The 26,323-nt window shown below is 62.8% G+C and carries 26 protein-coding genes; 19 read left to right on the top strand and 7 right to left on the bottom strand.

Features of this window, described 5'->3' with window-relative positions; translation table 11 throughout:
- Positions 1-7: 7 nt before the first annotated feature.
- The 14 genes from FFS60_RS14010 to cfaB all read left to right on the top strand — a co-directional run bounded on the left by FFS60_RS14010 (position 8) and on the right by cfaB (position 13,736).
- A complete protein-coding gene (locus FFS60_RS14010) occupies positions 8-880 on the top strand; it encodes a ParB/RepB/Spo0J family partition protein (protein ID WP_028627004.1) in 873 nt (290 codons plus the stop codon).
- Positions 881-1,027: 147 nt separating this feature from the next.
- Positions 1,028-1,435: a F0F1 ATP synthase subunit I gene (locus tag FFS60_RS14005; RefSeq protein ID WP_137822306.1), complete on the top strand. Its 408-nt coding sequence runs from the start codon at positions 1,028-1,030 to the stop codon at positions 1,433-1,435.
- A 16-nt stretch (positions 1,436-1,451) separates the two neighbouring features.
- On the top strand, positions 1,452-2,321 hold the full coding sequence (gene atpB / locus FFS60_RS14000; RefSeq protein WP_028627002.1) for a F0F1 ATP synthase subunit A: 870 nt from the start codon (positions 1,452-1,454) through the stop codon (positions 2,319-2,321).
- 174 nt (positions 2,322-2,495) lie between these two features.
- Positions 2,496-2,753 carry a F0F1 ATP synthase subunit C gene (gene atpE, locus FFS60_RS13995; protein ID WP_003457994.1) on the top strand — a complete coding sequence of 86 codons (258 nt, stop codon included), beginning with the start codon at positions 2,496-2,498 and terminating at the stop codon, positions 2,751-2,753.
- Between the two features lie 49 nt (positions 2,754-2,802).
- Positions 2,803-3,273, top strand: a complete 471-nt coding sequence (locus FFS60_RS13990; RefSeq protein ID WP_077527493.1) for a F0F1 ATP synthase subunit B — start codon at positions 2,803-2,805, stop codon at positions 3,271-3,273.
- A 12-nt stretch (positions 3,274-3,285) separates the two neighbouring features.
- Positions 3,286-3,822 (top strand): F0F1 ATP synthase subunit delta, encoded by a 537-nt coding sequence (locus FFS60_RS13985; RefSeq protein ID WP_028627000.1) that lies wholly within the window; start codon positions 3,286-3,288, stop codon positions 3,820-3,822.
- Positions 3,823-3,843: 21 nt separating this feature from the next.
- The gene (gene atpA, locus FFS60_RS13980) at positions 3,844-5,388 is read left to right on the top strand and encodes a F0F1 ATP synthase subunit alpha (protein ID WP_028626999.1); all 1,545 of its coding nucleotides are present in this window, start codon (positions 3,844-3,846) and stop codon (positions 5,386-5,388) included.
- Positions 5,389-5,440: 52 nt separating this feature from the next.
- Positions 5,441-6,301: a F0F1 ATP synthase subunit gamma gene (atpG, locus tag FFS60_RS13975; protein WP_137822305.1), complete on the top strand. Its 861-nt coding sequence runs from the start codon at positions 5,441-5,443 to the stop codon at positions 6,299-6,301.
- A 30-nt stretch (positions 6,302-6,331) separates the two neighbouring features.
- A complete protein-coding gene (gene atpD / locus FFS60_RS13970; protein ID WP_028626997.1) occupies positions 6,332-7,708 on the top strand; it encodes a F0F1 ATP synthase subunit beta in 1,377 nt (458 codons plus the stop codon).
- Positions 7,709-7,751: 43 nt separating this feature from the next.
- Positions 7,752-8,177 carry a F0F1 ATP synthase subunit epsilon gene (locus tag FFS60_RS13965; RefSeq protein WP_028626996.1) on the top strand — a complete coding sequence of 142 codons (426 nt, stop codon included), beginning with the start codon at positions 7,752-7,754 and terminating at the stop codon, positions 8,175-8,177.
- A 105-nt stretch (positions 8,178-8,282) separates the two neighbouring features.
- Complete coding sequence (gene glmU / locus FFS60_RS13960) at positions 8,283-9,647, top strand: bifunctional UDP-N-acetylglucosamine diphosphorylase/glucosamine-1-phosphate N-acetyltransferase GlmU (protein WP_137822304.1); 1,365 nt, start codon at positions 8,283-8,285, stop codon at positions 9,645-9,647.
- A gap of 142 nt (positions 9,648-9,789) precedes the next feature.
- Positions 9,790-10,557, top strand: coding sequence for a DeoR/GlpR family DNA-binding transcription regulator (locus FFS60_RS13955; RefSeq protein ID WP_028626994.1), 768 nt, complete (start codon positions 9,790-9,792; stop codon positions 10,555-10,557).
- Positions 10,558-10,572: 15 nt separating this feature from the next.
- Positions 10,573-12,408 carry a glutamine--fructose-6-phosphate transaminase (isomerizing) gene (gene glmS, locus FFS60_RS13950; protein ID WP_137822303.1) on the top strand — a complete coding sequence of 612 codons (1,836 nt, stop codon included), beginning with the start codon at positions 10,573-10,575 and terminating at the stop codon, positions 12,406-12,408.
- 140 nt (positions 12,409-12,548) lie between these two features.
- Positions 12,549-13,736, top strand: a complete 1,188-nt coding sequence (cfaB, locus tag FFS60_RS13945; protein WP_028626992.1) for a C17 cyclopropane fatty acid synthase CfaB — start codon at positions 12,549-12,551, stop codon at positions 13,734-13,736.
- Here cfaB and folE2 read toward each other — a convergent pair.
- Complete coding sequence (gene folE2 / locus FFS60_RS13940) at positions 13,724-14,614, bottom strand: GTP cyclohydrolase FolE2 (RefSeq protein ID WP_137822302.1); 891 nt, start codon at positions 14,612-14,614, stop codon at positions 13,724-13,726. The genes cfaB and folE2 overlap by 13 nt on opposite strands.
- Before the next feature lie 69 nt (positions 14,615-14,683).
- Between folE2 and dksA the strand changes: the two genes are divergently transcribed.
- From dksA to FFS60_RS13925, 3 genes are read left to right on the top strand one after another with little or no spacing between them, the layout of a single operon-like run.
- Entirely contained in the window at positions 14,684-15,103 is a 420-nt protein-coding gene (dksA, locus tag FFS60_RS13935) for an RNA polymerase-binding protein DksA (RefSeq protein ID WP_137822301.1), read from the top strand.
- Positions 15,104-15,114: 11 nt separating this feature from the next.
- Complete coding sequence (gene zigA, locus FFS60_RS13930; RefSeq protein ID WP_137822300.1) at positions 15,115-16,323, top strand: zinc metallochaperone GTPase ZigA; 1,209 nt, start codon at positions 15,115-15,117, stop codon at positions 16,321-16,323.
- Positions 16,323-16,967, top strand: a complete 645-nt coding sequence (locus FFS60_RS13925) for a DUF1826 domain-containing protein (protein ID WP_137822299.1) — start codon at positions 16,323-16,325, stop codon at positions 16,965-16,967. The genes zigA and FFS60_RS13925 overlap by 1 nt, the downstream gene beginning before the upstream one ends.
- Positions 16,968-16,990: 23 nt before the next feature.
- Here FFS60_RS13925 and FFS60_RS13920 read toward each other — a convergent pair whose 3' ends face one another.
- Positions 16,991-17,338 (bottom strand): NADH:ubiquinone oxidoreductase, encoded by a 348-nt coding sequence (locus FFS60_RS13920; RefSeq protein ID WP_137822298.1) that lies wholly within the window; start codon positions 17,336-17,338, stop codon positions 16,991-16,993.
- 80 nt (positions 17,339-17,418) lie between these two features.
- On the opposite strand from FFS60_RS13920, the gene FFS60_RS13915 reads away from it, so the two are divergent.
- Positions 17,419-18,384 carry a GTP-binding protein gene (locus FFS60_RS13915; protein ID WP_137822297.1) on the top strand — a complete coding sequence of 322 codons (966 nt, stop codon included), beginning with the start codon at positions 17,419-17,421 and terminating at the stop codon, positions 18,382-18,384.
- A 146-nt stretch (positions 18,385-18,530) separates the two neighbouring features.
- On the opposite strand, the gene FFS60_RS13910 is transcribed toward FFS60_RS13915, so the two are convergent.
- The 3 genes from FFS60_RS13910 to FFS60_RS13900 form a co-directional block, all read right to left on the bottom strand.
- Positions 18,531-19,838, bottom strand: coding sequence for an MFS transporter (locus FFS60_RS13910; RefSeq protein WP_028626985.1), 1,308 nt, complete (start codon positions 19,836-19,838; stop codon positions 18,531-18,533).
- 216 nt (positions 19,839-20,054) lie between these two features.
- Positions 20,055-21,392: a sigma-54 dependent transcriptional regulator gene (locus FFS60_RS13905; RefSeq protein ID WP_137822296.1), complete on the bottom strand. Its 1,338-nt coding sequence runs from the start codon at positions 21,390-21,392 to the stop codon at positions 20,055-20,057.
- A gap of 2 nt (positions 21,393-21,394) precedes the next feature.
- On the bottom strand, positions 21,395-23,149 hold the full coding sequence (locus tag FFS60_RS13900) for an ATP-binding protein (protein WP_256658083.1): 1,755 nt from the start codon (positions 23,147-23,149) through the stop codon (positions 21,395-21,397).
- Between the two features lie 111 nt (positions 23,150-23,260).
- On the opposite strand from FFS60_RS13900, the gene FFS60_RS13895 reads away from it, so the two are divergent.
- A complete protein-coding gene (locus FFS60_RS13895; protein ID WP_137822295.1) occupies positions 23,261-24,139 on the top strand; it encodes an alpha/beta fold hydrolase in 879 nt (292 codons plus the stop codon).
- A gap of 91 nt (positions 24,140-24,230) precedes the next feature.
- Here the strand turns inward: FFS60_RS13895 and FFS60_RS13890 are convergent, their stop codons facing one another.
- Both FFS60_RS13890 and FFS60_RS13885 read right to left on the bottom strand, forming a co-directional pair.
- Entirely contained in the window at positions 24,231-24,635 is a 405-nt protein-coding gene (locus FFS60_RS13890) for a DUF3301 domain-containing protein (RefSeq protein WP_028626981.1), read from the bottom strand.
- Positions 24,636-24,683: 48 nt separating this feature from the next.
- On the bottom strand, positions 24,684-26,219 hold the full coding sequence (locus FFS60_RS13885) for a sensor domain-containing diguanylate cyclase (RefSeq protein ID WP_137822294.1): 1,536 nt from the start codon (positions 26,217-26,219) through the stop codon (positions 24,684-24,686).
- Positions 26,220-26,323 lie beyond the last annotated feature (104 nt).

Genomic DNA, 26,323 nt, shown 5'->3' with positions numbered 1-26,323 from the left:
AATCCGCATGGCCGCGAAAAAACGAGGTCTGGGCCGTGGCTTGGACGCCCTGCTGGGCGGCAGTACAGTCACCACGCTTGAAGAAGAAGCCGTAAAGGTCGATACCCGCGAGCTTCAGCACCTGCCCCTGGACCTGATCCAACGCGGTAAGTACCAACCCCGCCGCGACATGGACCCAACGGCCCTGGAAGAACTGGCCCAGTCGATCAGGGTTCAGGGCGTCATGCAGCCCATCGTGGTGCGCCCCATCGGTGCGGGCCGCTTCGAGATCATCGCCGGTGAGCGCCGCTGGCGCGCCAGCCAGCAAGCCGGGCTGGACAAGATCCCGGCCATGGTCCGAGAAGTGCCCGACGAAGCCGCCATCGCCATGGCGCTGATCGAGAACATCCAGCGTGAGGACCTCAATCCCATCGAGGAAGCCATCGCGCTGCAGCGCCTGCAGCAGGAATTCCAACTCACCCAGCAGCAAGTGGCTGAAGCGGTCGGCAAGTCCCGCGTCACCATTACCAACCTCCTGCGCCTGATCGGCTTGCCTGAAGAGATCAAGACCCTGCTCTCCCACGGCGATCTGGAAATGGGACACGCCCGGGCGCTGCTCGGTCTACCCCTGGAACGTCAGGTGGAAGGGGCGCGACATGTTGTCGCACGAGGTCTGACCGTGCGCCAAACCGAAGCACTGGTACGGCAGTGGCTGAACGCTACTGAAAAAGCTGTCGAACCGGTCAAGGCCGATCCGGATATCAGCCGGCTTGAACAGCGCCTGGCTGAGCGGCTGGGCGCTCCGGTGCAGATCAAGCACGGCCAGAAAGGCAAAGGTCAACTGGTCATCCGTTACAACTCCCTCGACGAACTACAGGGCGTCCTGGCCCACATTCGCTGAAACATTTGGCGCTGTAGCGACGGTCGGATTTCACTACCCGGCAGTTGAACAGGGGGGGTTCCCCCCCTATACTCTGCGCGCAATTTTGTCGGCACAAAGTATGCCAAGTCGTTGATTCCAGCGGCCGACACCAGAGGAACTGCTGCGATGGAAATCCGCACGCCAAACCGCTTGCCCTTCCATCGTCTACCGGTTTTCCCGGTACTGCTGGTTCAACTGGTCGTACTGCTGCTCGCCGCTGTCGTTCTCTGGCAGTGGCGGGGTACGGTGGCTGGATATTCTGGCTTGTGCGGCGGCTTGATCGCCTGGTTGCCGAACCTGTATTTCGCCCGCAAGGCGTTCCGTTACAGCGGAGCCCGTGCAGCCCAGGCGATAGTCCGCTCTTTCTATGCGGGCGAGATGGGCAAGTTGATTTTGACGGCAGTGCTGTTTGCACTGACGTTTGCAGGTGTGAAACCCCTGGATGCGCCGGCAGTTTTCGGCGCTTTCCTGCTGACTCAGTCCGTCAGCTGGTTCGCGCCCCTGCTGATGAGAACAAGATTTTCGAAACCTTAGGGCGTTTGAGGCAAACATGGCAGAGCAAACCGCTTCGGGCTATATCCAGCACCACCTGCAGAACCTGACCTTCGGTCGTCTGCCCAATGGCGATTGGGGCTTCGCCCACAGCGCCGAGCAAGCCAAGGAAATGGGCTTCTGGGCCTTCCACGTCGACACCCTGGGCTGGTCCATCGGACTGGGCCTGATCTTCGTGCTCCTGTTCCGCCTGGCGGCCAAGAAAGCCACCTCCGGCATCCCTGGCGGTCTGCAGAACCTGGTGGAAGTCATGATCGACTTCGTCGACACCAACGTGAAGGACACCTTCCACGGTCGTAATCCGCTGATCGCCCCGCTGGCGCTGACCATCTTCGTCTGGATCTTCCTGATGAACGCCATCGACCTGATCCCGGTGGACTGGATCCCGATGCTGGCCGTCCTCATCTCCGGTGATTCGCACATTCCGTTCCGTGCCGTTCCGACCACCGACCCGAATGCCACCCTTGGCATGGCCTTCTCGGTGTTCGGCCTGATCATCTTCTACAGCATCAAGGTCAAAGGCATCGGCGGCTTTCTCGGCGAACTGACCCTGCACCCCTTCAGCAGCAAGAACATCTTCGTTCAGATCCTGCTGATTCCGGTCAACTTCCTGCTCGAGTTCGTCACCCTGATCGCCAAGCCGATCTCCCTGGCACTGCGTCTGTTCGGCAACATGTACGCCGGCGAGCTGGTGTTCATCCTGATCGCCGTGATGTTCGGCGCCGGCATTCTGCTGCTGAGCGGCCTGGGCATTGCCCTGCAGTGGGCGTGGGCTGTGTTCCACATCCTGATCATCACCCTGCAGGCCTTCATCTTCATGATGCTGACCATCGTCTATCTGTCGATGGCGCATGAGGACAACCATTAAGAATCTCTTGGTGCACCTGGTCGCTCTCCCGCTGGGAAGAAATCAAGTGCACCTGTGGTTCTGATGGTCTCGCGCCACGGCGCGGGAAGCCCGCAAGGGCAGTGGGAACAAAACGATTTCGCTTTACCGCTTCACTTAAACCTTAACCAACACGACATAAAGTCGGGAGGAAAAATGGAAACTGTAGTAGGTCTGACCGCGATCGCCGTAGCTCTGCTGATTGGTCTGGGTGCCCTGGGTACCGCCATTGGCTTCGGTCTGCTGGGTGGCAAGTTCCTGGAAGGCGCTGCTCGTCAGCCGGAAATGGTTCCGATGCTGCAAGTTAAAATGTTCATCGTGGCCGGTCTGCTTGACGCCGTAACCATGATCGGCGTTGGTATCGCTCTGTTCTTCACCTTCGCTAACCCGTTCATTGCTCAGGTAGCCCAGTAATCCTCGATTTTCGAGGATTCGACTGACAACGAACGAGCGAGGTGTTGGCGTGAATATTAATGCAACCCTGATCGGCCAGTCCGTTGCGTTCTTCATCTTCGTACTGTTCTGCATGAAGTTCGTGTGGCCTCCGGTCATCACTGCTCTGCGTGAACGTCAGAAGAAGATCGCTGATGGCCTGGACGCTGCCAACCGTGCGGCTCGTGACCTGGAGCTGGCCCATGAAAAAGTGGGTCAGCAACTGCGCGAAGCCAAGGCTCAGGCAGCTGAAATCATTGAGCAAGCCAAAAAGCGCGCTACCCAGATCGTCGACGAATCTCGCGATCAGGCACGTGCTGAAGGTGAGCGCCTGAAGGCGCAAGCTCAGGCTGAGATCGAACAGGAACTGAACAGCGTCAAAGACGCGCTGCGCGCCCAACTGGGTAGCCTGGCCGTTAATGGTGCCGAGAAGATCCTGGGTGCCACTATCGATCAAAACGCGCACGCGGAGCTGGTTAACAAACTGGCAGCCGAAATTTAAGCGAGGGCGATCATGGCAGAACTGACCACGCTGGCCCGACCTTACGCCAAGGCTGCTTTCGAGTACGCCCAGGCCCATCAGCAGCTGGCCTCTTGGTCGGCCATGCTAGGCCTGGCCGCTGCGGTGTCGCAGGACGACACCATGCAGCGTGTGCTCAAAGCCCCGCGACTGACGAGCGCAGAGAAAGCCAACACCTTCATAGAGGTGGTTGGCGACAAGTTCGACGCCCAGGCACAGAACTTCATCCACGTTGTTTCCGAGAATGGCCGCCTCGTGCTGCTGCCGGAAATCGCCGAACAGTTCGAGCTCTACAAGGCCGAACAAGAGAAATCGGTAGACGTGGAAGTCACCAGTGCCTTCGCATTGAGCGATGAACAGCAAGACAAACTCGCCAAGGTTCTCAGCGCACGGCTCAGCCGGGAAGTGCGTCTGCACGCCGTGGAAGACTCCAGCCTCATAGGTGGTGTAGTCATCCGCGCCGGCGACCTGGTTATCGATGGCTCGGTTCGCGGCAAAATCGCGAAACTGGCCGAAGCGTTGAAATCTTGAGTTTGAAGGGGCAGCAGAGCAATGCAGCAACTCAATCCTTCCGAAATTAGTGAAATCATCAAGGGACGTATCGAGAAACTCGACGTCTCTTCCCAAGCCCGCAACGAGGGCACCATCGTTTCCGTCTCCGACGGCATCGTGCGCATTCACGGCCTGGCCGATGTGATGTACGGTGAGATGATCGAGTTCCCGGGCGGCGTTTACGGTATGGCGCTGAACCTGGAGCAAGACTCCGTAGGTGCCGTAATCCTGGGCAAGTACACCGGCCTGGCCGAAGGTATGAGCGCCAAGTGCACCGGCCGCATCCTGGAAGTCCCGGTTGGTCCGGAACTGCTGGGTCGCGTCGTTGACGCCCTGGGCAACCCGATCGACGGCAAAGGTCCGATCAACGCTGCTGCCACCGATGCGGTGGAAAAAGTAGCGCCGGGCGTGATCTGGCGTAAATCGGTAGACCAGCCGGTACAGACCGGCTACAAGGCCGTTGATGCCATGATCCCGATCGGCCGTGGCCAGCGTGAGCTGATCATTGGCGACCGTCAGATCGGCAAGACCGCCCTGGCTGTCGACGCCATCATCAACCAGAAAGACAGCGGCATCCGCTGCGTATACGTAGCCATCGGTCAGAAGCAATCGACCATCGCCAACGTTGTTCGCAAGCTGGAAGAAAACGGCGCCCTGGCCAACACCATCATCGTGGCCGCCAGTGCTTCCGAATCCCCTGCTCTGCAGTACATCGCTCCGTACTCTGGCTGCACCATGGGTGAATTCTTCCGCGACCGCGGCGAAGACGCCCTGATCATTTACGATGACCTGTCCAAGCAGGCCGTAGCCTACCGCCAGATCTCCCTGCTGCTGCGCCGCCCGCCGGGCCGCGAAGCCTACCCGGGCGACGTGTTCTATCTCCACAGCCGTCTGCTGGAGCGCGCTTCCCGCGTTTCCGAAGAGTACGTCGAGAAGTTCACCAACGGCGCTGTGAAAGGCAAGACCGGTTCCCTGACCGCCCTGCCGATCATCGAAACCCAGGCTGGTGACGTTTCCGCGTTCGTTCCGACCAACGTGATCTCCATCACCGACGGTCAGATCTTCCTGGAATCCGCCCTGTTCAACTCGGGTATCCGTCCGGCCGTCAACGCCGGTATCTCGGTATCCCGTGTTGGTGGCGCGGCCCAGACCAAGATCATCAAGAAGCTGTCCGGTGGTATCCGTACCGCCCTGGCCCAGTACCGTGAGCTGGCTGCGTTCGCGCAGTTCGCTTCCGACCTGGACGAGGCTACCCGCAAGCAGCTCGAGCATGGTCAGCGCGTTACCGAGCTGATGAAGCAGAAGCAATACGCGCCCATGTCCATTGCCGACATGTCGCTGAGCCTGTACGCCGCTGAGCGTGGCTTCCTGCAGGACATCGAGCTCGCCAAGATCGGCGCCTTCGAACAAGCCTTGATCGCCTACTTCAACCGTGATCACGCCGCACTGATGGCGAAGATCAACGAGAAGGGTGACTTCAACGACGAGATCGACGCCGGCATCAAGGCTGGTATCGAGAAGTTCAAGGCCACCCAAACCTGGTAAGCCGCAGCGGGGGGTCGTAAGGCCCCCCGCCTGCTAACCCGATAGGTGTTACATGGCAGGCGCAAAAGAGATTCGCAGCAAGATTGCGAGCATCAAAAGCACGCAGAAGATCACCAGCGCCATGGAAAAGGTGGCGGTCAGCAAGATGCGCAGGGCTCAACTGCGCATGGCTGCCAGCCGCCCCTACGCGGAGCGCATCCGCCAGGTGATCGGTCATTTGGCCAACGCGAACCCGGAATACCGCCATCCCTTCATGATCGAGCGTGAGGTCAAGCGCGTCGGTTACGTGGTGGTGAGCAGCGACCGTGGTTTGTGCGGCGGCTTGAACATCAACTTGTTCAAGACTCTGGTCAAAGACATGGCGGGTTACCGTCAGGACGGCGTGGAGATCGACCTCTGCGTGATTGGTGGCAAGGGTGCGGCCTTCTTCCGCAACTACGGCGGTAACGTCGTTGCAGCCATCAGCCACCTCGGCGAGGAACCCTCGATCAACGACCTGATCGGCAGCGTCAAGGTTATGCTCGATGCATACCTGGATGGCCGTATCGATCGCCTGTTCGTGGTCTCCAACAAGTTCGTCAACACCATGACGCAGAAGCCGACCGTGGACCAACTGGTTCCGCTGGTGGCCGACCCGGATCAAGAGTTGAAGCATCACTGGGATTACCTCTACGAACCCGACGCCAAGGAGATCCTCGAAGGTCTGCTGGTGCGCTACGTGGAATCCCAGGTGTATCAGGCCGTGGTAGAGAACAACGCCTGCGAGCAGGCGGCACGGATGATCGCGATGAAGAACGCCACCGACAACGCCGGTGACCTGATCAGCAGCCTCCAGCTGATCTACAACAAGGCGCGTCAGGCAGCGATCACTCAAGAGATTTCGGAAATCGTCGGCGGCGCTGCCGCGGTTTAAGACCGGTTCATATATTTAGAGGAACCAGATATGAGTAGCGGACGTATCGTTCAAATCATCGGCGCCGTTATCGACGTGGAATTCCCGCGTGATCAGGTGCCGAACGTATACGACGCGCTGAAAGTCAGCGGCGTCGAAACCACCCTCGAAGTTCAGCAGCAGCTGGGCGACGGCGTGGTTCGTTCCATCGCAATGGGTTCGACCGAAGGCCTCAAGCGTGGCCTGGACGTCTCCAACACTGGCAAGGCCATTTCCGTCCCGGTCGGTAAAGCGACCCTGGGCCGCATCATGGACGTGCTGGGCAACCCGATCGACGAAGCAGGCCCCATCGGCGAAGAAGAGCGTTGGGTTATCCACCGCGACGCTCCGTCCTACGCCGAGCAGGCGGGTGGCAACGAGCTGCTGGAAACCGGCATCAAGGTAATCGACCTGGTCTGCCCCTTCGCCAAAGGCGGTAAGGTCGGCCTGTTCGGTGGCGCCGGTGTAGGCAAGACCGTAAACATGATGGAACTGATCCGTAACATCGCGATCGAGCACAGCGGTTACTCTGTGTTCGCCGGCGTGGGTGAGCGTACTCGTGAGGGTAACGACTTCTACCACGAGATGAAGGATTCCAACGTTCTGGACAAAGTGGCCCTGGTATACGGCCAGATGAACGAGCCGCCGGGCAACCGTCTGCGCGTTGCACTGACCGGGCTGACCATGGCCGAGAAGTTCCGTGACGAAGGCCGCGACGTTCTGCTGTTCGTCGACAACATCTACCGCTACACCCTGGCCGGTACCGAAGTGTCCGCGCTGCTGGGTCGTATGCCGTCCGCTGTGGGTTACCAGCCGACCCTGGCCGAGGAAATGGGCGTTCTGCAAGAGCGCATCACCTCCACCAAGACCGGTTCGATCACCTCCATCCAGGCCGTATACGTTCCTGCGGACGACCTGACCGACCCGTCCCCGGCGACCACCTTCGCCCACCTGGACGCCACCGTCGTACTGTCCCGTGACATCGCGTCCCTGGGTATCTACCCGGCCGTTGATCCGCTGGACTCGACCTCCCGCCAGCTGGACCCGCTGGTGATCGGTCAGGACCACTACGAGACCGCTCGTGGTGTCCAGTACGTTCTGCAGCGTTACAAGGAACTGAAGGACATCATCGCGATCCTGGGTATGGACGAACTGTCCGAAGCGGACAAGCAGCTCGTTAACCGTGCTCGTAAGATCCAGCGCTTCCTGTCCCAGCCGTTCTTCGTGGCCGAAGTCTTCACCGGTTCCCCGGGCAAGTACGTGTCGCTGAAGGACACCATCGCTGGCTTCAAAGGCATCCTCAACGGTGACTACGACCACCTGCCCGAGCAGGCGTTCTACATGGTCGGCGGCATCGAAGAAGCCATCGAGAAAGCGAAGAAACTGTAACCCCCTGAGCGCCCGGCAACGGGCGCTTACGTGAGGCAAGCGTATGGCTATTACTGTCCATTGCGATATCGTCAGCGCCGAAGCGGAGATATTCTCCGGTCTGGTGGAGATGGTGATTGCGCACGGCAACCTGGGCGATCTGGGTATCGCTCCGGGTCACGCCCCGCTGATCACCGACCTCAAGCCGGGTCCGATCCGCCTGGTCAAGCAGGGTGGTGAGGAGGAGGTGTACTACATCTCTGGTGGTTTCCTCGAGGTCCAGCCCAACATGGTGAAGGTCCTGGCCGACACCGTGCTGCGCGCCGGCGACCTGGACGAAGCTGCTGCTCAGGAGTCCCTCAAGGCTGCTGAGAAGGCCCTCCACGAGAAGGGCGCGGAGTTCGATTACTCTGCCGCCTCCGCTCGTCTGGCCGAGGCCGCGGCGCAGCTGCGTACCGTCCAGCAGATCCGCAAGAAGTTCGGCGGCTAAGGCCCAAGGCTTCATTGTGGATAAGTAAAAGGGTAGCCTTGGCTGCCCTTTTTCTTTTCCGGCATTCCGGTTTTCGCTTACCAGCCTGATTCGGTGATTTTTCCCATGTCCCTCGATATCGTCATCCTCGCCGCTGGCCAGGGCACGCGCATGCGTTCGGCCCTGCCCAAGGTCCTGCATCCGGTGGCCGGCAAGGCCATGCTCGGCCACGTCATCGATACCGCCCGCAAGCTCGAGCCCAAGAGCATCCATGTGGTGATCGGCCACGGTGCTGAAACCGTACGTGAGCGGCTGGCCGCAGAGGACCTGAACTTCGTCCTCCAGGCTGAGCAGCTGGGTACCGGCCACGCTGTCGCCCAGGCCCTGCCGCAGTTGTCCGCCGAGCGCGTGCTGATCCTTTACGGCGACGTGCCGTTGATCGAAGTGGAAACCCTGCAGCGTCTGCTGGATAAGGTGAGGGAAGATCAGCTCGCCCTGCTTACTGTTGAGCTGGAAGACCCCACTGGCTACGGCCGTATCGTTCGTGACGCCGGCGGCGTGGTGAAGGCCATCGTCGAGCACAAGGACGCCACCGCTGAGCAGCGCACCATCCGTGAAGGTAATACCGGCATCCTCGCCGTTCCCGGGAAGCGCCTGACTGATTGGCTCGGACGCCTGTCCAACGACAACGCCCAGGGCGAGTACTACCTTACCGACGTCATTGCGATGGCTGTGGCCGATGGCCTGGTGGTGGCCACCGAGCACCCCCATGACGCCATGGAAGTACAGGGGGCCAACGATCGCATCCAACTCGCAGAACTCGAACGCCACTACCAGAAACGTGCCGCTCGCCGCTTGATGGCCCAGGGGGTGACCCTGCTGGATCCGGCCCGCTTTGACCTTCGCGGCGAGGCGACCGTGGGCCGCGATGTACTGATTGATGTGAACGTGATCCTCGAAGGCAAGGTCGTGATCGAGGACGGCGTACAGATCGGCCCCAACTGCGTGATCAAGGACTCCACCCTGCGTCGTGGTGCTGTGGTCAAGGCCAACAGCCACCTGGAAGGTGCCGAGTTGGGCGCGGGTGCTGATTGTGGTCCGTTCGCGCGCCTGCGTCCTGGAACCGTGCTGGGCGCCAATGCCCATGTGGGTAACTTCGTCGAGCTGAAGAACGCCGTGATGGGAGAGGGCGCCAAGGCCGGCCACCTGGCCTATTTGGGCGATGCCGAGATCGGTGCACGTACCAACATTGGCGCCGGCACCATCACCTGCAACTACGATGGCGCCAACAAGTTCCGCACCGTGATGGGTGAAGACGTCTTCATCGGTTCCAACAGCGCCTTGGTGGCCCCGGTCACCCTGGGCGACGGTGCGACCACCGGTGCCGGCTCGATCATCACGCAGGACGTACCCGCCAATACCCTGGCCGTCGGCCGTGCCAAGCAGCGCAACATTGAAGGCTGGAAGCGTCCGGTGAAGATCAAGAAGTAGGCCTGTGGATAAGCAGCCTGTGGATAACGTTTGATCCAGACAAAAGGCGGCCCAGGCCGCCTTTTGTCGTTTTCGGGGTTGACGAAGAAGCTTCGTTAGGTTTTGATTCGCGCCATTATCTTTCGAAACGAAACTTTTGCCGATGTCGAAGCGCAATACGCCCCAACGCCGCCACGCTATCCTTGCTCTGCTCGAAGAGCAGGGTGAGGTGAGTGTCGACGCGCTGGCAAAGGCCTTCGCCACGTCCGAAGTGACCATCCGTAAAGACCTTACCGCCCTGGAGAAGAACGGCCTGCTGCTGCGCCGTTACGGCGGTGCCGTGCCGATGCCCCAGGAACTGATCGGGGAAGGCAGCCAGCCGGTATCGTCCTACAAGCTGGCGATCGCCCGCGCTGCGGTCGGCTGCATCCGCGAACACGCGCGCATCATCATCGACAGCGGCAGCACCACCGCGGCGATGATCCCCGAGCTCGGCCGCAAGCCTGGCCTGGTGGTGATGACCAATTCCCTCAGCGTCGCCAACGCCTTGCGCGAGCTGGAGCATGAGCCCGTGCTCCTGATGACCGGTGGCACCTGGGACCCGCATTCCGAGTCCTTCCAGGGCCAGGTGGCCGAACAGGTTCTGCGTTCGTACGATTTTGACCAGCTCTTCATCGGCGCTGACGGCCTCGATTTGCAACGCGGCACGACCACATTCAATGAACTGCTGGGGCTTTCGCGGGTCATGGCCGAAGTGGCCCGAGAGGTGATCGTCCTCGCCGAATCCGACAAGGTCGGCCGGCGCATCCCCAACCTGGAGCTGCCCTGGAGCAGCATCCATACCCTGATTACCGATGAGCGCCTTGCTGCCGAAGCGCGCGAACAGATAGCTGCGCGCGGGGTCAAGCTGATCTGCGCGCGTATTGATTGAGATAGGAGAACAGCCATGTGTGGCATCGTTGGCGCCATCGCCGAGCGCAATATCACCGCAATCCTGGTCGAGGGCCTGAAGCGCCTCGAATACCGTGGTTATGACAGTGCCGGGGTAGCCGTCTTCACCAACGACGGCGATCTGGACCGTCGTCGCCGCGTCGGCAAAGTTGCCGGGTTGGATCAGGCCCTGGCCGAGCAACCCCTGGCCGGTCGACTGGGCATCGCCCACACCCGTTGGGCGACCCACGGCGCCCCCAGCGAGCACAACGCCCACCCGCATTTCTCTGGTGACCAGCTGGCCGTCGTGCACAACGGCATCATCGAGAACTACGAAGCACTCCGTGAGCAGCTCAAGGGGCTTGGCTACGTCTTTACCTCGGATACCGATACCGAAGTCATCGTGCACCTCCTACACCACAAACTGAAGACCGACACCGACCTTGCCGACGCACTCAAGTCCGCAGTGGCCGAGCTGCATGGCGCCTACGGTCTGGCTGTGATCAGTGCCAGCCAGCCCGACCGCCTGCTCGCAGCCCGCAGCGGCAGCCCCCTGGTGATCGGCCTGGGCCTGGGCGAGAACTTCCTCGCCTCCGACCAACTGGCGCTGCGCCAGGTCACCGACCGCTTCATCTATCTGGAAGAAGGCGACATCGCCGAGATCCGCCGCGATAGCGTGCAGATCTGGGACCAGCAGGGTTACGCGGTTCAGCGTGAGCAGGTGCAGTACCACGAAGGCGCCGAAGCTGCCGACAAGGGCGAGTATCGCCACTTCATGCTCAAGGAAATCCACGAGCAGCCCAAGGTCGTGCAACGCACCCTGGAAGGCCGGCTGGGCACCGACCATGTGCTGGTCAACGCCTTTGGTCCGCGTGCCGCTGAGCTCTTCGCCAAGGTCCGCAACGTGCAGATCGTCGCCTGCGGTACCAGCTACCACGCCGGCATGGTCGCCCGTTACTGGCTGGAAGACTTGGCCGGTATCCCTTGCCAGATCGAAGTGGCGAGCGAGTTCCGCTACCGCAAGGTCGTGGTGCAGCCGGACACCCTGTTCGTGACCATTTCCCAGTCCGGCGAAACCGCCGATACCCTGGCCGCCCTGCGCAATGCCAAGGAGCTGGGCTACCTGACCAGCCTGGCCATCTGCAACGTCGGCACCAGCTCCCTGGTGCGCGAATCCGACCTGACCCTGCTGACCCAGGCCGGCCCGGAAATCGGCGTGGCCTCCACCAAGGCCTTCACCACCCAGCTGGTCGGTCTGATGCTGCTGACGCTGTCCCTCGGCCAGGTGCGCGGCACGCTGGATGCCGGCGTAGAAGCCCATCTGGTGGAAGAACTGCGTCGTCTGCCGACCCGTCTGGGCGAAGCCCTGGCCATGGACAAGACCGTGGAGAAGGTCGCGGAGCTGTTTGCCGAGAAGCACCACACGCTGTTCCTCGGTCGCGGTGCTCAGTACCCGGTGGCGATGGAAGGATCGCTGAAGCTCAAGGAAATCTCCTACATCCATGCCGAGGCCTACCCGGCCGGTGAACTCAAGCACGGTCCGCTGGCCCTGGTGGACAGCGACATGCCGGTGGTCACCGTCGCACCGAACAACGAACTGGTGGAAAAGCTCAAATCCAACCTGCAGGAAGTGCGTGCCCGTGGCGGTGAGCTGATCGTGTTCGCTGACCGCGAAGCCGGTATCGACAACGGCGTGGGCACTCATGTGGTGGCCATGCCGCACATTGATGACTCCCTGGCACCGATCCTCTACACCATCCCGCTGCAGCTGCTGTCCTACTATGTCGCTGTGCTCAAGGGCACTGACGTGGACCAACCGCGAAACCTCGCGAAGTCCGTGACTGTCGAATAGTTCAGGCACTTCGAACTGGAGAAGCCCGGTTCGCCGGGCTTTTTTTGTTGTCCAACTTGATGGAGGCTATCAACTCGATAGCCTGACAACCGTTCAGGGTGGTCTACCTTTCCAGTGTCCTTGGTGAAGGAGGAGTCCCCATGCTTGCGCAACTTCCACCGCTCCTGCGCGATCTGAAGCTGCCGTTACGCGTGCAGCTCTGGGATGGCAAGGAAATCGACCTCGGCCCGAATCCCACGGTGACCATGACGGTGAAAGATCCCAGTCTGGTCTCGTTGCTCAACCGGCCGAGCCTCGACACGCTGGGCGCTGCCTACGTCGAAGGGCGCGTGGAACTCACCGGGCCGATTCTGGAGGTGATTCGGGTTGGCGATGCCCTGAGCGAAGCGCTGATCGGTGACGAAGAGGAGGCGGTGCCCGAGCGCCAATCCCACGACAAGGCCACTGACGCTGCGGCTGTCTCCTATCACTACGATCTGTCCAATGACTTCTATGCGCTCTGGCTGGACCCCGAGATGGTCTATTCCTGCGCTTACTACCCCACCGGTACCGAAGATCTGGCCAGCGCCCAGCAGGCCAAGTTGCACCACCTCTGCCGCAAGCTTCGTCTGAAGCCCGGCGAGTACCTGCTGGACGTGGGTTGTGGCTGGGGCGGGCTGGCGCGCTTCGCTGCCCGTGAGTACGGCGTCCGGGTGTTCGGCATCACCCTGAGCCAAGAGCAACTGGCTCTGGGGCGGGAACGGGTCAAGGCCGAAGGGCTAGAGGATCAGATCGATCTGGAACTGCTGGATTATCGTGACTTGCCGCAGGACGGTCGCTTCGACAAGGTGGTCAGCGTCGGCATGTTCGAACACGTCGGCCATGCCAATCTGCCGGTCTACTGCCAGCGGCTGTATGGTGCGGTGCGCGCAGGTGGGCTGGTTATGAACCATGGCATTACCGCGCGGCATCCGGATGGTCGTCCGGTCGGACGGGGTGCTGGCGACTTTATCGACCGTTACGTCTTCCCCCATGGCGAGTTGCCGCATCTGGCGACTATGGTTACTGAGCTGAGTCTGGTCGGCTTCGAAGTGGCAGATGTGGAGAGCTTGCGACTGCACTACGCGCGGACCCTGGAGTTCTGGAGCAGCAATCTGGAAGCCAACCTGGCGAAGGCCTCCCAGCTGGTGCCTGAGCAGGCGCTACGCATTTGGCGGCTGTATCTGGCGGGATGTTCTCATGCCTTCCAGAAGGGCTGGATCAACCTGCACCAGATTCTCGCCACAAAGCCCCGTGCGGATGGAGCCCTTGAACTGCCGTGGAGCAGGGCCGACCTCTACGTCTCATAGCGCCAGGCATACTCGGCTACGGCGTCGTGGGCGTGGAGGCTCTCCGAATGCACAACCCGTAGCCTGAAGCCCTCCAGCCAATCCTGTTCGCGCAGGGACCTGCCCAGGCGTCTAGCGGCATCCTCGCAGAACATCAGATTCTGGCCATTGGCCAGGGCAAAGGCTTGCTCATCCGCGCGCTTGACGGCTGTCTGGACGGCGGTGCCCAAGGCCTGTTCGGCCAGATCCGCCAGACGACGAATCGGAATGGATTGGAACGTTCCCAGACGCACCCACAGCCTGGCGTTGCTGCGCTGGCTGTGCGGGGTGGCGACTATGCCCTGGGTGCTGCCCAGCCAGGCCAGCACGCGCTCCCGGTCGAGTGGTTGGTCGGTGAAATCCTCGGTGAAGCGTTGCTGGATCAACTGACGAGCCAGGGCGGCGGAGCATGGGCACGTGGAGGAATAGATCAGCTCCAGCTGAAGTTCCACGTGGAACCCCCGTCGATCCTGGCGCGCAAGGATTTCAAAGGGATATGCCCGCCATCCAGAAAGGGCGCTGATCAGCGCTGGTCGCTTCAGCAGCATCTCGCCGTACAGCCTCAGGCTGGCGCTATTGGACAGTCCCTGATGGCTATCCAGGAAGCGCGCCAGCACCCGGCGCAGGAGGTAGGTGGACAGTTCCAACTGCTCCAGTTCTTCCAGCGCCAGGTAAAGCCGCGACATATGGATACCCCGGGCACTGGCGTCATCCAGGCTGACGCCGGCATCGGCGTGCGCGACGACGCGCTGGCTGTCTACCAGCAATGGCTGGGCAATACCGCACATGCCGACCCAGTCCAGGGCCAGGTTTTGGCTAGTGGCTTGGGCGGCGATATCCGGGAGGGGGATGACGTTCATCGGATGGGCTCTTGAAATCGGTGGTTAATGTTATGTTATAACAAATGTAAGTCAATGAAGATCGCCACCATGCCAGACACTCCACTCAGCCGCGAAGAACTGTTGGCCCAGCCTGCCGAGTCCTACATGAACGACATCCAGCGGGCGTACTTCCGCGATCTCCTGGAGCGCCAGCGAGAGGAATTGCGCCGGCACATCGACGCTGAGTTTGGTGCGCTGCGCGAGGTCGAGCCGGCCAGTGACGAAATCGATCTCGCCAGCCGCGAGGAACAGCGCCTGTGGCAACTGCGCCTGCTGGAACGGGAGAAGCGCCTGTTGGACAAGATCGACGAAGCCCTGAGTCGCATCGCCCGCGGCGAGTATGGCTGGTGCGAGGAAAGCGGCGATCCCATTGGCCTGCGTCGCCTGTTGCTACGGCCCACGGCAACCCTCTGCCTGGAGGCCAAGCAACGCCAGGAACTACAAGAACGCCACCAGCGCCCCGCCTGAAGGACACCACCATGGACCAACGCCTACCTGTCACCCTGCTGTCCGGCTTCCTCGGCGCCGGCAAGAGCACGCTGCTCAACCACGTGCTGCGCAATCGCGATCAGCTACGTGTGGCCGTGATCGTCAACGACATGAGCGAAATCAACATCGATGCCAGCGAGGTACAGCGGGACGTCAGCCTGAACCGCGCCGAAGAACGCCTCGTCGAGATGAGCAACGGTTGCATCTGCTGCACCCTGCGTGAGGACTTGCTGGAAGAGGTCAGCCGCCTCGCCCACGAGGGGCGCTTCGATTACCTGCTGATCGAATCCACCGGCATCTCCGAACCGTTGCCGGTGGCCGAGACCTTCACCTTTCGCGACGAGCAGGGCCGAAGCCTCTCCGACACGGCCCGCCTGGATACCCTGGTGACGGTAGTGGATGGGGTGAACTTCCTGCGTGACTACCAGGCCGGGGAAAGCCTCGAAAGCCATGGTGAATCCTTGGGGCAGGACGATGAACGCTCGATCAGCGACCTGCTGATCGAGCAGGTGGAATTCGCTGACGTGTTGTTGATCAGCAAGGCCGACCTGATCTCCAGTGCTGAGCGCGAAGAACTGACCGCCATCCTGCGCCGCCTCAATCCTGATGCCGATGTGCTGCCGATGGTCATGGGCCAGGTGGACCTCAAGCGTATCCTCGATACCGGCCGGTTCGATTTCGATCGTGCCGCCCAGGCGCCGGGCTGGCTGAAGGAGTTGCGGGGCGAGCACACCCCGGAAACCGAGGAATATGGCATCGCTTCCACGGCGTACCGCGCGCGAAGGCCGTTCCATCCGCAGCGCTTCTTCCACTTTCTGAACCGCGAATGGAGCAATGGTCGCCTGTTGCGTTCCAAGGGATTCTTCTGGCTGGCCAGCCGCTACCGCGATGCCGGTAGCTGGTCCCAGGCCGGTGGCCTGATGCGCTACGGCCTGGCCGGTGCCTGGTGGCGCTTCGTACCCCGTGAGCGCTGGCCCGACGACGAGGAGGGCCTGCGCACGGTTCTCCAGCACTGGACGGCCGACGTGGGAGACTGCCGCCAGGAACTGGTGTTCATCGGCCAGGGGATCGACTTCCAGCGCCTGCACGCCGATCTGGATGCCTGCCTGCTGGATGACGACGAGATGGCCGGGGGGCCGGAAGGCTGGAGTCTGCTGCCCGACCCCTTCGGCCCGTGGCATATCGAGGAGGCCGCCTGATGCTGGCACAGCAGCTGGACTCGACCCCGTACCCGGTGCTGGGTGATGGCCCGGACGTGCTCGGTGAGGCATTGCAGGACGGGGTCAACCTCGCCATCTGGCGCCGGCAACTCCCCCTGCATATCCAGGGCTTCGCCAATAGCCTGCTGGCGCTAGGTGAGCCGCTGGCCGAGTCCCTGATCCTGGAACTGCCAGACGCGGACTGCGAGCCCAACCTCTCTGACCTCGTCGCCGGCTTCGCCGACCTGGAGGGGCACCGGGGATTCGTCGCGGACGTGAGCTGGCTGGTACGGGCCTTCGCCTGTCTGGTGGATGCCCGGCGCATCGGCTTGCGTCTGCGCCGCTTGGACAAACCCATGTGCCCGCGCTTCCACGTTGACCATGTGCCGCTGAGGCTGATCACCACCTACGCGGGAGCGGGCAGCCAGTGGCTGCGGGAGGGCGAGATGCTGCGATCGCGGTTGGGCGATCCGGCCGCCGAGCCGGCCCGGGTTGTGGATAACCAGCAGATGGCTGCCGGCCATGTTGCCCTGTTCAAGGGCGAGAAGTGGCAAGGCAATGAAGGGCGTGGAATTATCCACAGATCGCCGCAGGCCGCGCCGGGCAAGGGCCGGTTGCTGCTTACACTTGACTGGCTGGGTTAGGTGCAGCTTCTGGCGGCTCTGCGTCACTCCCACTGACCCTGGCTCTGCCCTTCGCAAAAGGGCTTCAGGTAGCGCGCATCGCTGGCTACGCCGTAATAGTGGATGTCCTGGCGATAGGGCTGGTTGCTGACCCTCGCATTGCGGCAGACACCAAAGGCGCCGGTGGGGCAGTTATCCACAAAGCTCACGTCGATCTTCTGCCCTTTCAGTTCCGGCTTGCAGAAGCCGTCACGGAAGAGTTGCCGCGGGATGCTACGGTTTTCCTGGCAGATCCTCACGTCCACGCCCTCGCCCTGGCTGTGCACCACACAGGCTTCGGCATGGGCACCAGAGGACAGCAACAGCAGCACGGGTAACAACCAGACACGCATCGGGAGGGTCTCCAGGCAATGAAGGACGCGACTCTAGCACGGTGCTTTCTAAGCCCGCTGTGAAGCAGCACCATAGGTCCATGCTTACTCATATCCCTACCCATCTCATCGCCGGCCCCCTGGGTGCCGGCAAAACCAGCCTGATCCGTCATCTGCTGGCGCAGCGTCCCGCGCACGAACGCTGGGCGGTGCTGATCAACGAATTCGGCCAGATTGGCCTGGACGCCGCATTGCTGACCCGCAACGGCGACGGCATCGCCATCGCCGAGGTGGCGGGCGGCTGCGTCTGCTGCGTCAACGGCGCGCCCTTCCAGGTTGGCCTTGGCCGGCTTCTGCGCAAGGCACGGCCGGACCGGCTACTGATAGAGCCGTCCGGACTCGGACACCCGGTCGAGCTACTGCGACAGCTACGCGAACCCCCTTGGGAAGGCGTTTTGGCGCTACAGCCAAGCGTCATGGTGCTTGACGCAGCGGCGCTGGCTACGGGCCAGCTACTGCCAGACAGCCAGCGGGAGGCCATTTCCATTGCTGGCCTTGTGCTATTAAACAAGGCCGAGAACCTGGATTCGGTCACCTGTGAACAACTTGCCGCCAAATTACCTGCCGTACCCCTGCTGTGGACGACACAGGGTAGGCTCGATATCCAGTGTCTTCCAGGCATCCATGCACAGAGTGGAAAAGCTGTTGGTATCAATGACTTACCAACAGGTGTGGATAAGCCTCAGGTTCTGTGGAGGAATCCGGCCGAACCGATCTGCCAGATCCAGGCGAACGACGACGCCTGGAGCATCGGCTGGCGCTGGCATCCCAGCCAACAGTTCGAGCTGATGCGTGTGCAGCAATGGCTGGCCAGCCTGCCCTGGCGCCGCGCCAAGCTGGTACTGCAGAGCAACGCCGGCTGGCTCTCCGGCAACGCCCTGGACGGCGCGCCGATCCACTGGCAAGCCAGCGAATGGCGCAGGGATTCGCGTCTGGAGCTGATCTTCGCCGGGCCCCAGGACGAGGCGGTGCTGAAGGCGGGAATGGCGGCTTGCCGGCTTCCGTAGGATGGGGCGGGCGGCGTCACGCGAGGTCCAGGTTCCACGGTGATGGGTTTCGCTTCGCTCTACGCCATCCTACGGTCCGTGCATGTTCGGGGCGGAAACGAAAACGGGCCCCGAAGGGCCCGTCTGATGTCGATCCCTGTCCGGGATCAGTCCTGGTTCATCCGCGAATGGGTGCGGGTGTCCTTCATGAACACGTACACCAGCAGCGAGCAGGCGATACAGGCGGTGACGTACCAGTAGAAGCCGCTTTCCATGCCGATGCTCTTGAACCACAGGGCCACGTACTCGGCGGTGCCGCCGAAGATCGACACGGTCAGTGCGTAGGGCAGGCCCACGCCCAGGGCGCGGATCTCGGTGGGGAACAGCTCGGCCTTCACCACGGCGTTGATCGAGGTGTAGCCGCTGACGATGATCAGCGCCGCCATGATCAGGAAGAACGCGCCCCACCAGGTCTCGATGGTGTGCAACGTGCTGAGGATCGGGTAGGTGAACAGGGTGCCCATCACACCGAAGGCGATCAGGATCGGGCGCCGGCCGATCTTGTCGGAAAGCCCGCCGACGATGGGCTGCAGCAGCATGAACAGGAACAGCGTGGCGGCCGAGATCATGGTCGAGTCGTTCTTGGCCATGCCCACGGTGTTCACCAGGTACTTCTGCATGTAGGTGGTGTACGTGTAGAAGGCCAGGGTGCCGCCCATGGTCAGGCCGATCACGGTGAGCACTTCCTTCGGGTGGCGCATCAGGGTGCGCAGCAGGCTTTCCTTCGGCTTGTCCTTCTTCTTGGTGAAGGAGTCAGTCTCTTCCATGCCGCGACGCAGGAACATGGCCACCACCGCGCACAGGGCGCCGATGAAGAAGGGCACGCGCCAGCCCCAGCTTTCCAGCTGCTCGGTGGTCAGGGTCTGCTGGAGGATGATCAGCACCGCCAGCGCGATGAGCTGACCGGAGATCAGGGTCACGTACTGGAAGCTGGAGAAGAAGCCGCGTTGCTCCTTGGTTGCCATCTCCGACAGGTAGGTGGCCGAGGTGCCGTATTCACCGCCCACCGAGAGGCCCTGCAACAGGCGTGCGACCACCAGCAGGATCGGTGCCGCCACACCAATGGTCTCGTAGCTGGGGGTCAGGGCGATGATCAGCGAGCCGAAGCACATCAGCAGTACCGAGGCCAGCAGCGCGGCCTTGCGGCCCTTGCGGTCGGCGTAGATGCCCATCAACCAGCCGCCGATGGGGCGCATCAGGAAGCCCACGGCGAAGATCGCCGCCGTGTTGAGCAGTTGGGCGGTCATGTCGCCCTGGGGGAAGAACGCTTTGGCGAAGTACAGCGAGAAGGCGGCGTACACGTACCAGTCGTACCACTCGACCAGGTTGCCGACTGATCCGCTGAAAATGGATTTGATGCGTTGCGATGTCGTGCGGGGTTCTGCAGAGGCAGCCAGGGTGCTGGAGCTATCCATCATTTTTCCTCGACGCTTAGTAGTTGTTGTCGTGGGCGCTGGCCAAGGCCGCGCTTGTGCGCAGGGCACATAGCAGGAGCTGTGCCAGGGGAGAAAAGGTGCGGACTAGAAGGGTTCCAGACTGATTTTGCAGCGCTCATGCGCGGAATCCTGCCGATGCCGCGGGGGCGATGAGCAAGATTCCGCCGATGGCGAAATTCCACGTGTAGGGTGAGGTCAATCGTCGGCGACCGGGAGGAACTCGCTGCGCTCCAGGCCGTGGCGGACCATCTTCTCGTTGAGGGTGCGGCGCGGCAGTTGCAGCAAGGTCATCACCGCTTTGATGTCGCCCTGGCACCGGGCCAGGGCCTGGCGCAGGCATTGCGCTTCGTAGGCTTCCATCAGGTCGGCCAGGGAGGGTTCGCCTTGGCGCTCTGCCTGGCCTGTGGATAACCCCAGTACGTGGCGCTCGGCGGCGTTGGCCAGTTCGCGCACGTTGCCTGGCCAATTGTGGGCCAGCAGTTGCGCCAGCTCGGCCGGTGTCAGGGTCGGTTGTGGCCGGCCCAGCCGCTCGCTGGCCTGGCGGGCAAAGTGCTCGAACAGCAGGGGAATGTCCTCACGCCGCTCGCGCAGCGGTGGCAACTGCAGTTCGGCCACGTTCAGGCGGTAGAGCAGGTCCTCGCGGAAGCGCCCGGCGCGGACTTCCTCGCGCAGATCCGGTTTGGTGGCGGCGACCACGCGGATATCCACAGCAATGCTCTGGTTCGAGCCCAGGCGCTCCAGGCGCTGTTCCTGCAGAACCCGCAGCAGCTTCACCTGCTGGGCGAAGGGCATGCTTTCGATCTCGTCGAGGAACAGCGTGCCGCCGTGGGCGTGCTCGATCTTGCCGATGCGTTTGCCCTGGGCGCCGGTAAAGGCGCCGCTTTCGTGGCCGAACAGTTCGCTCTCGAAGAGATTCTCCGGGATGGCCGCACAGTTCAGTGCCACGAAGGGTTTGCCGGCGCGGGGACCGAAGTCGTGCAGGCAGCGCGCGACCATTTCCTTGCCGGAGCCAGTCTCGCCACGCAGCAGGATGTTCACGGGTGTCGCGGCGAGGTCGAGCACCTGACGTCGCAGTTGCGCCATGGGGCGGGCAACACCAAGCAGGCGGCCGTCGAGCTGGTCCTTGAGCTCCGCCTGCACGCGCAGACGACGGTTTTCCTGGACCAGCCGGCGCTTTTCCAGGGCGCGGCGCAGGCTTTCCAGCAGGCGCTCGGCGGTGAAGGGCTTCTCGATGAAGTCATAGGCACCCAGGCGCATGGCTTCGACCGCCTGGGGCACATCGCCATGGCCGGTGACCATCAGGAAGGGCAGTTCGCGGTCCAGCGCTTGCACCGCCTGCAGCAGGGCCATGCCGTCCATGCCGGGCATGCGCAGGTCGCTGACGACTACCCCGGGGAAATCGGCATCAAGGCGTTTCAGGCAGTCCTCAGCGCTGGATTCCACCCGCACTTCGAAGCCGGATAGCTCCAGCCACTCTCGCACGGCTTCGCGGATGGCCGCTTCGTCGTCGACGAAGATCACCTGGGCTGTCATGGCTATTCCTCTCTGGCTTTATCCACAGGCAGGCGCAGGCTGAACAATGCGCCCTCGCCCTGGTTGGTGGCGCTCAGGGTGCCGCCCAATTCATGGACGATGGCGTAGGACACCGCCAGCCCGATTCCCAGGCCGGCACCCGCCGGTTTGGTTGTGAAGAAGGGGTCGAAGACCCGTGGCAGATCCGCTTCGGCGATGCCGCCGCCGTTGTCGGCGACTTCAAGCAGCCAGTGGCCGTCTTCGCGGCGCAGTGTTATCCACAATCTCGGGTCTGGCTTGCCGGCCACGGCGTCAAGGGCGTTGCGCAGCAGATTGACCAGTACCTGCTCCAGGCGGATGGCATCGCCTGATACCCAGGCCGGCGTGTTCAGCTCCTGGCTGATCTGCACCCTGGCATCGCGCAGATTGGGCGCCAGCAGCTGCAGGGACTTATCCACAACACTGCCCAGTTCCAGGCACTCGCGCAGGCCGCCGGGGGTCTTGCGTGCATAAGTCTTGAGATGGCCGGTTAGCGCGGCCATGCGCTGCAACAGCTCATCATGGCGGGACAGCGCCTTGCGCGCTTGCTCCAGCTGGCCGCTGTCGAGCATCAGGCGCAGGCTGGCCAGGTGCATCTGCAGTGCAGTGAGCGGCTGGTTGATCTCATGGGCCAGGGCTGTGGACATCTGTCCCAGGGCCGCCAGCTTGGCGGCCTGGATCAGCCCGTCCTGGGCGGTGCGCAGGGCGGCGGTACGTTGCTCCACCAGTTGTTCGAGCTCCTCCCGGCTGCGCTGGCGGATGCGCGCCAGGCGCCAGCGCTGGTGCAGGAACAGCCCGAGGAAGAACAGCGCCAGCCAGGCGCCACCGGCGGCCAGACTGGCGGCACGCGCGCTGCCGGCCGCCTCCTGCGGCGTGCGCAGCAGGTGCAGGGTCCAGCCTTCACTGGGCAGCGGCAGGCTTTCCCAGAGGTAGTCGGCGCGACCGTTCGGCCCTTCGACCTGGACCAGTCGGCTGCCTTCGCCGAAGTCGATGCGCGTAGTGTGGATAAGTGGAGCCAGGGGTTGCTTGTCGTACTGGCGGGTGATGGCCATCTCGGCGCGGCCCTCGGCGGAGATCGGCTGCAGTTCCCGGTAGCGCCATCCTGGCTGGTTGGCGATGAACACCACGCCTCGGGCGTCGCTGACCAGGATGATGTCCGATCGCTGCCCCCATTCTTGTTCTAGCTCGGGGAATTCCAGCTTCACCACGATGGCGCCGATAAAGACCTCGTCGACGCTGCGCACGGCGCTGGCGAGGAAGTAGCCAGGAATCCCGCTGGTCACGCCCACCGCGTAGAAGCGGCCGCTGCCATGGCGCCGGGCCTCCGCGAAGTATGGACGGAAGCCATAGTTGTGGCCGACGAAGCTGGTGGGCAGGCGCCAGTTGCTCGCGGCCACGGCCAGGCCATCGCGGTTCAGCAGTTCCAGGGTGGTGGAACCGGCGGCGCGGTTCATCTGTTCGAGCTTGAGGTTGAGCAGCTGCTGCTCGTGTTTATCCACAGGCCCGGCCAGCGTGCCCCGCAGCTCTGGGTCCAGCGCCAGCACGGCGGGCAGGGCGCGGAAGCGGTCGATGAGGGTGCGCAGGCTGCCGGCGTAGAGCGTGAGTTGCTCGCGAGCCTGCTCACCTTCATCGCGCAGGGCCTGGCGCTCCGCCTGGCGGCCGGCCAGATGCATCGCCAGGAACAAGCCGGCGAGCAGCAGCAGGATCAGCAGGGCGATGCGCAGGGAGCGGGAAATCAAGGCGTGGCGTCCGCAGGTCAGAGGCGGCGACGATATCACGGCCGGCTATGGCCACTGCTCTCGACGCATGTCAGCGGATACACTTCGCGCAGACATTTCGAGGCACGTTCGATGCAGTTGATCCCTTGGTCCCACTCGACTTCCGCCGGTTTCACCCTGCGGGGCTGGCACAGCCCGGCCTCCGGCAAGCCGCTCCTGCACTTCCTTCATGGCAATGGTTTCTGCGGTCGCACCTACACGCCCTTGCTGCAGGCACTGGCGGAGGATTTCGACCTCTGGCTCTGCGATATCCAGGGCCACGGTGACAGCGACCATGGCGGCCGCTTCCTCGGCTGGAACCGTAATGCCGAACTGGCGGTGGAAGCGTTCGAGTGCGGGCGCGGGCAGTTCGGCGAGGTGTCGCGGGTGGCGGTGGGGCACAGCTTCGGTGGTGTACTGAGCAGCCTCATCCTGGCCCGCCATCCCGAGCTGTTCAGCCGTGCGGTATTGCTCGATCCGGTGATCTTCACCCCGGCGATGATCGGCGTGATGGCCTTTTCCGAAGTCCTCGGCCTGCACCGCCGCACCACCATGGCCAGTCGAGCGCGAGCGCGACGCAACCACTGGGCCGACCGCCAGGCCGTATGGAACGGCCTGCACGGACGCGGTATCTTCAAGGGCTGGACCGAGGAGGCCCTGCAGGGTTACGTCGACCACGCCATCAAGGCTGTGGATAACGGCGTCGAGCTGAAGTGCCGGCCGAGCCGCGAGGCGGAAATCTTCAGTTCCTTCCCGAAACGCCTGTGGCCGTCCCTGGGCCGCATCGTCACACCTACCCTGATTCTTCACGGCCAGCACAGCTACCCCTTCGTGGCCAAGTCGGTGGCGCGCCTGACCGCCCTCAACGGCCATGTCAGTGCCCAGGTGGTGGAGGGCGGCCACTGCTTCATGCAGGAATATCCACAGCCCAGCGCCGAACGCACGGTCGAGTTCCTGCTGCGTGCGCTTTGAGCGATGACTGCGAGTGCGACTGGTGGGATGTTATCCACAGAATGCAGCGCCACGGGGCGGGCTGCCTGTTATCGGATGAGCCAGGTGCGGTTCAATCCACCCGGCGCTGCTCATCCGGCTTGGGATGGCTACGCCGCCACTCGTTCATGTGGATAACCTTGTCATCGAGCTGGGGTTCGGCCTTGAACGGGTGGGCCTCGACGTCGATGCGGCCCAGGTGGTTGCCGAACATCTGAATGCTGCCGGTAAGGCGCTGCTCGCCGGTGACGGTGAACTCGAAGTCATAGACGCGTGCCAGACGGCGATTGCCCTTGCCGTCGCGCACCATCGCCAGGCGGCGGAAGGCGACATTGCCATCCAGCAGTTCCACATCGAGCCGGGCGCAGTGCTGTTTGGCCAAGGCCAGGGCACGCTCGCGCACACCATGGCCGCGCCACAGCCAGGCTGCACCGGCGGCGAACAACATCAGCAGGAAAACGTCAGCCAGGCTCAGCATGATGACTCCAGAAAGATAGGCCCAAGCTTAAACCATCCAAGGAGGTTTTCAGCTGGCCATTTCGACGCGGTTTCGTCCCAGTTGCTTGGCGCGGTAGAGCGCCGCATCGGCCACACCCAGCAGGTGGTGCAAGTCGTCATTGGCGCTGACGCTGGCCAGGCCGATGCTCACGCTGACCCGGATGGGGCCGCCAGGCGCGGCGATCTCCAGACCTTGCAGCGCGATGCGCAAGCGCTCCAGCAGGTGGTGGGCGGAATCGGCGCTGGTGTCCGGCAGCAGGAAGATGAATTCCTCGCCGCCATAACGGGCGAAGAGGTCGGTGCGTCGCGCCTGCTGCTGGCAAAGCCGGCTGAACTGACGCAGTACGTCGTCTCCTACCTGGTGCCCATGGCGGTCGTTGATCTGCTTGAAGTGGTCCAGGTCGAGCAGCGCCAGGCACAGTGGCGAACTCTGCCGCCGCGCTCGCTGCAGTTCCTGTTCGGCACGTTCTTCGAAGGCACGGCGGTTGAGGGCACCGGTGAGTGGATCGGTGGTGGCAAGGTGCAGCAGCTGGCGCTCCAGGGCCTTGCGATGACTGACGTCGCGGATCTCCACCAGGCGCTGCTGGGATTCGTCCAGAGAGGCTATGGCCAGTTCAGCCGGGAAACCGCCGCCGTCTCCACGCCGCGCCTCGATATCGTGCGGGCGGCCATCGGCCTGCCGTAGCAGGTTGGCCAGCAGCGGTACCTCGGCCTCACCGACCAGTTGGGACAGGGGTTGGCCGAGCAGTTCCTCCCGCCGCTGGGCGAAGAGCTGTTCGAGCATCGGGTTGGCATCGAGGATGCGGCCGTCCTCCACCACCAGCATGCCGGCGTTGGCGACACCCATCAGGCGCTCGAAGCGGTGCGCGCTAGCCTCGGCCTCGCGGGCATGGCGCTGGCTGTCTTGGAGGATGCGGCGCATGGTCATCAGCGCCAGGCCCACGAGGGCGATGACCCAGAGCGGGATGCCGAAGTTGTAGGGCAGCAGGTAGCTCACCGAGCGGGTGACATCCTGATGTTCCACCTGCTGTAGCCAGTCATGCACGCCGATGGCCGCGCGCAGCAGTGTGACCAGCGCATAGCCCAGCAAGGTGATGCCGACAAACAGCCGTACGCTGCGCAGCGCGGGCTCGCGCCGTTCGGCCAGGAGCACATGGCACGCTTGCAGCGGCAGGGCACCGCCGATGGCGGCATAGAGGGCGACCATCAGCTCGGTATTGATCGGGCTGATCCAGTACCAGCAGTTCACCACGGCCATGGCGCCGGCACTGGCCGGTACCGTCCAGTAAGGCGGACGCAGCCCCAGGAAGCGGAACACGCCGAGCAGCAGGATGGCTTCGCCTGCCAGTTGGGTGGCGTTGCCCAGCACATTCAGGAGCGGGCTGCCGCTGGCCATGAAGCCCATGAACAGCAGGATGCCGAGAATCAGGGTCCAGGCGCCGGCCATCCAGAATCCCGGGCCCCGGTAGGGCCGCGAGAAATACCAGAGCGCGGTGCAGGCGACGGCGCTGGCGAGCATCAGGTTGAGCCCGAGCAGCATGGGGGAGAAATAGAGGGTTTCCATCGAGGCCCTCCCGGGCCTGGTATCCGACGCGAGGATTCTGGCACCGCCAGGTGCAGCTGTCTTGCGGCCAAACGGTTGGAAATGCGGCGCATTCGGCCTGCGGC

The sequence above is a fragment of the Pseudomonas sp. D(2018) genome, assembly GCF_005502555.1.
In the GTDB taxonomy this organism is placed as follows: Bacteria; Pseudomonadota; Gammaproteobacteria; order Pseudomonadales; family Pseudomonadaceae; genus Metapseudomonas; species Metapseudomonas resinovorans.
The sequence above is the reverse complement of the archived record's forward strand: the minus strand, read 5'-3'. Positions and strand labels throughout refer to the sequence as shown.

Coding starts and splice junctions, on each gene's coding strand:
- FFS60_RS13920 (WP_137822298.1), bottom strand. CDS start 17,338: ATGCGTGTCTGGTTGTTACCCGTGCTGCTGTTGCTGTCCTCTGGTGCC.
- FFS60_RS13895 (WP_137822295.1), top strand. CDS start 23,261: ATGCAGTTGATCCCTTGGTCCCACTCGACTTCCGCCGGTTTCACCCTG.
- atpE (WP_003457994.1), top strand. CDS start 2,496: ATGGAAACTGTAGTAGGTCTGACCGCGATCGCCGTAGCTCTGCTGATT.
- FFS60_RS13955 (WP_028626994.1), top strand. CDS start 9,790: ATGTCGAAGCGCAATACGCCCCAACGCCGCCACGCTATCCTTGCTCTG.
- cfaB (WP_028626992.1), top strand. CDS start 12,549: ATGCTTGCGCAACTTCCACCGCTCCTGCGCGATCTGAAGCTGCCGTTA.
- FFS60_RS13965 (WP_028626996.1), top strand. CDS start 7,752: ATGGCTATTACTGTCCATTGCGATATCGTCAGCGCCGAAGCGGAGATA.
- FFS60_RS13985 (WP_028627000.1), top strand. CDS start 3,286: ATGGCAGAACTGACCACGCTGGCCCGACCTTACGCCAAGGCTGCTTTC.
- FFS60_RS13885 (WP_137822294.1), bottom strand. CDS start 26,219: ATGGAAACCCTCTATTTCTCCCCCATGCTGCTCGGGCTCAACCTGATG.
- FFS60_RS13905 (WP_137822296.1), bottom strand. CDS start 21,392: ATGACAGCCCAGGTGATCTTCGTCGACGACGAAGCGGCCATCCGCGAA.
- FFS60_RS13910 (WP_028626985.1), bottom strand. CDS start 19,838: ATGGATAGCTCCAGCACCCTGGCTGCCTCTGCAGAACCCCGCACGACA.
- FFS60_RS13915 (WP_137822297.1), top strand. CDS start 17,419: ATGCTTACTCATATCCCTACCCATCTCATCGCCGGCCCCCTGGGTGCC.
- dksA (WP_137822301.1), top strand. CDS start 14,684: ATGCCAGACACTCCACTCAGCCGCGAAGAACTGTTGGCCCAGCCTGCC.
- FFS60_RS13925 (WP_137822299.1), top strand. CDS start 16,323: ATGCTGGCACAGCAGCTGGACTCGACCCCGTACCCGGTGCTGGGTGAT.
- FFS60_RS13890 (WP_028626981.1), bottom strand. CDS start 24,635: ATGCTGAGCCTGGCTGACGTTTTCCTGCTGATGTTGTTCGCCGCCGGT.
- zigA (WP_137822300.1), top strand. CDS start 15,115: ATGGACCAACGCCTACCTGTCACCCTGCTGTCCGGCTTCCTCGGCGCC.
- atpG (WP_137822305.1), top strand. CDS start 5,441: ATGGCAGGCGCAAAAGAGATTCGCAGCAAGATTGCGAGCATCAAAAGC.
- FFS60_RS14010 (WP_028627004.1), top strand. CDS start 8: ATGGCCGCGAAAAAACGAGGTCTGGGCCGTGGCTTGGACGCCCTGCTG.
- atpB (WP_028627002.1), top strand. CDS start 1,452: ATGGCAGAGCAAACCGCTTCGGGCTATATCCAGCACCACCTGCAGAAC.
- atpA (WP_028626999.1), top strand. CDS start 3,844: ATGCAGCAACTCAATCCTTCCGAAATTAGTGAAATCATCAAGGGACGT.
- folE2 (WP_137822302.1), bottom strand. CDS start 14,614: ATGAACGTCATCCCCCTCCCGGATATCGCCGCCCAAGCCACTAGCCAA.
- glmU (WP_137822304.1), top strand. CDS start 8,283: ATGTCCCTCGATATCGTCATCCTCGCCGCTGGCCAGGGCACGCGCATG.
- atpD (WP_028626997.1), top strand. CDS start 6,332: ATGAGTAGCGGACGTATCGTTCAAATCATCGGCGCCGTTATCGACGTG.
- glmS (WP_137822303.1), top strand. CDS start 10,573: ATGTGTGGCATCGTTGGCGCCATCGCCGAGCGCAATATCACCGCAATC.
- FFS60_RS14005 (WP_137822306.1), top strand. CDS start 1,028: ATGGAAATCCGCACGCCAAACCGCTTGCCCTTCCATCGTCTACCGGTT.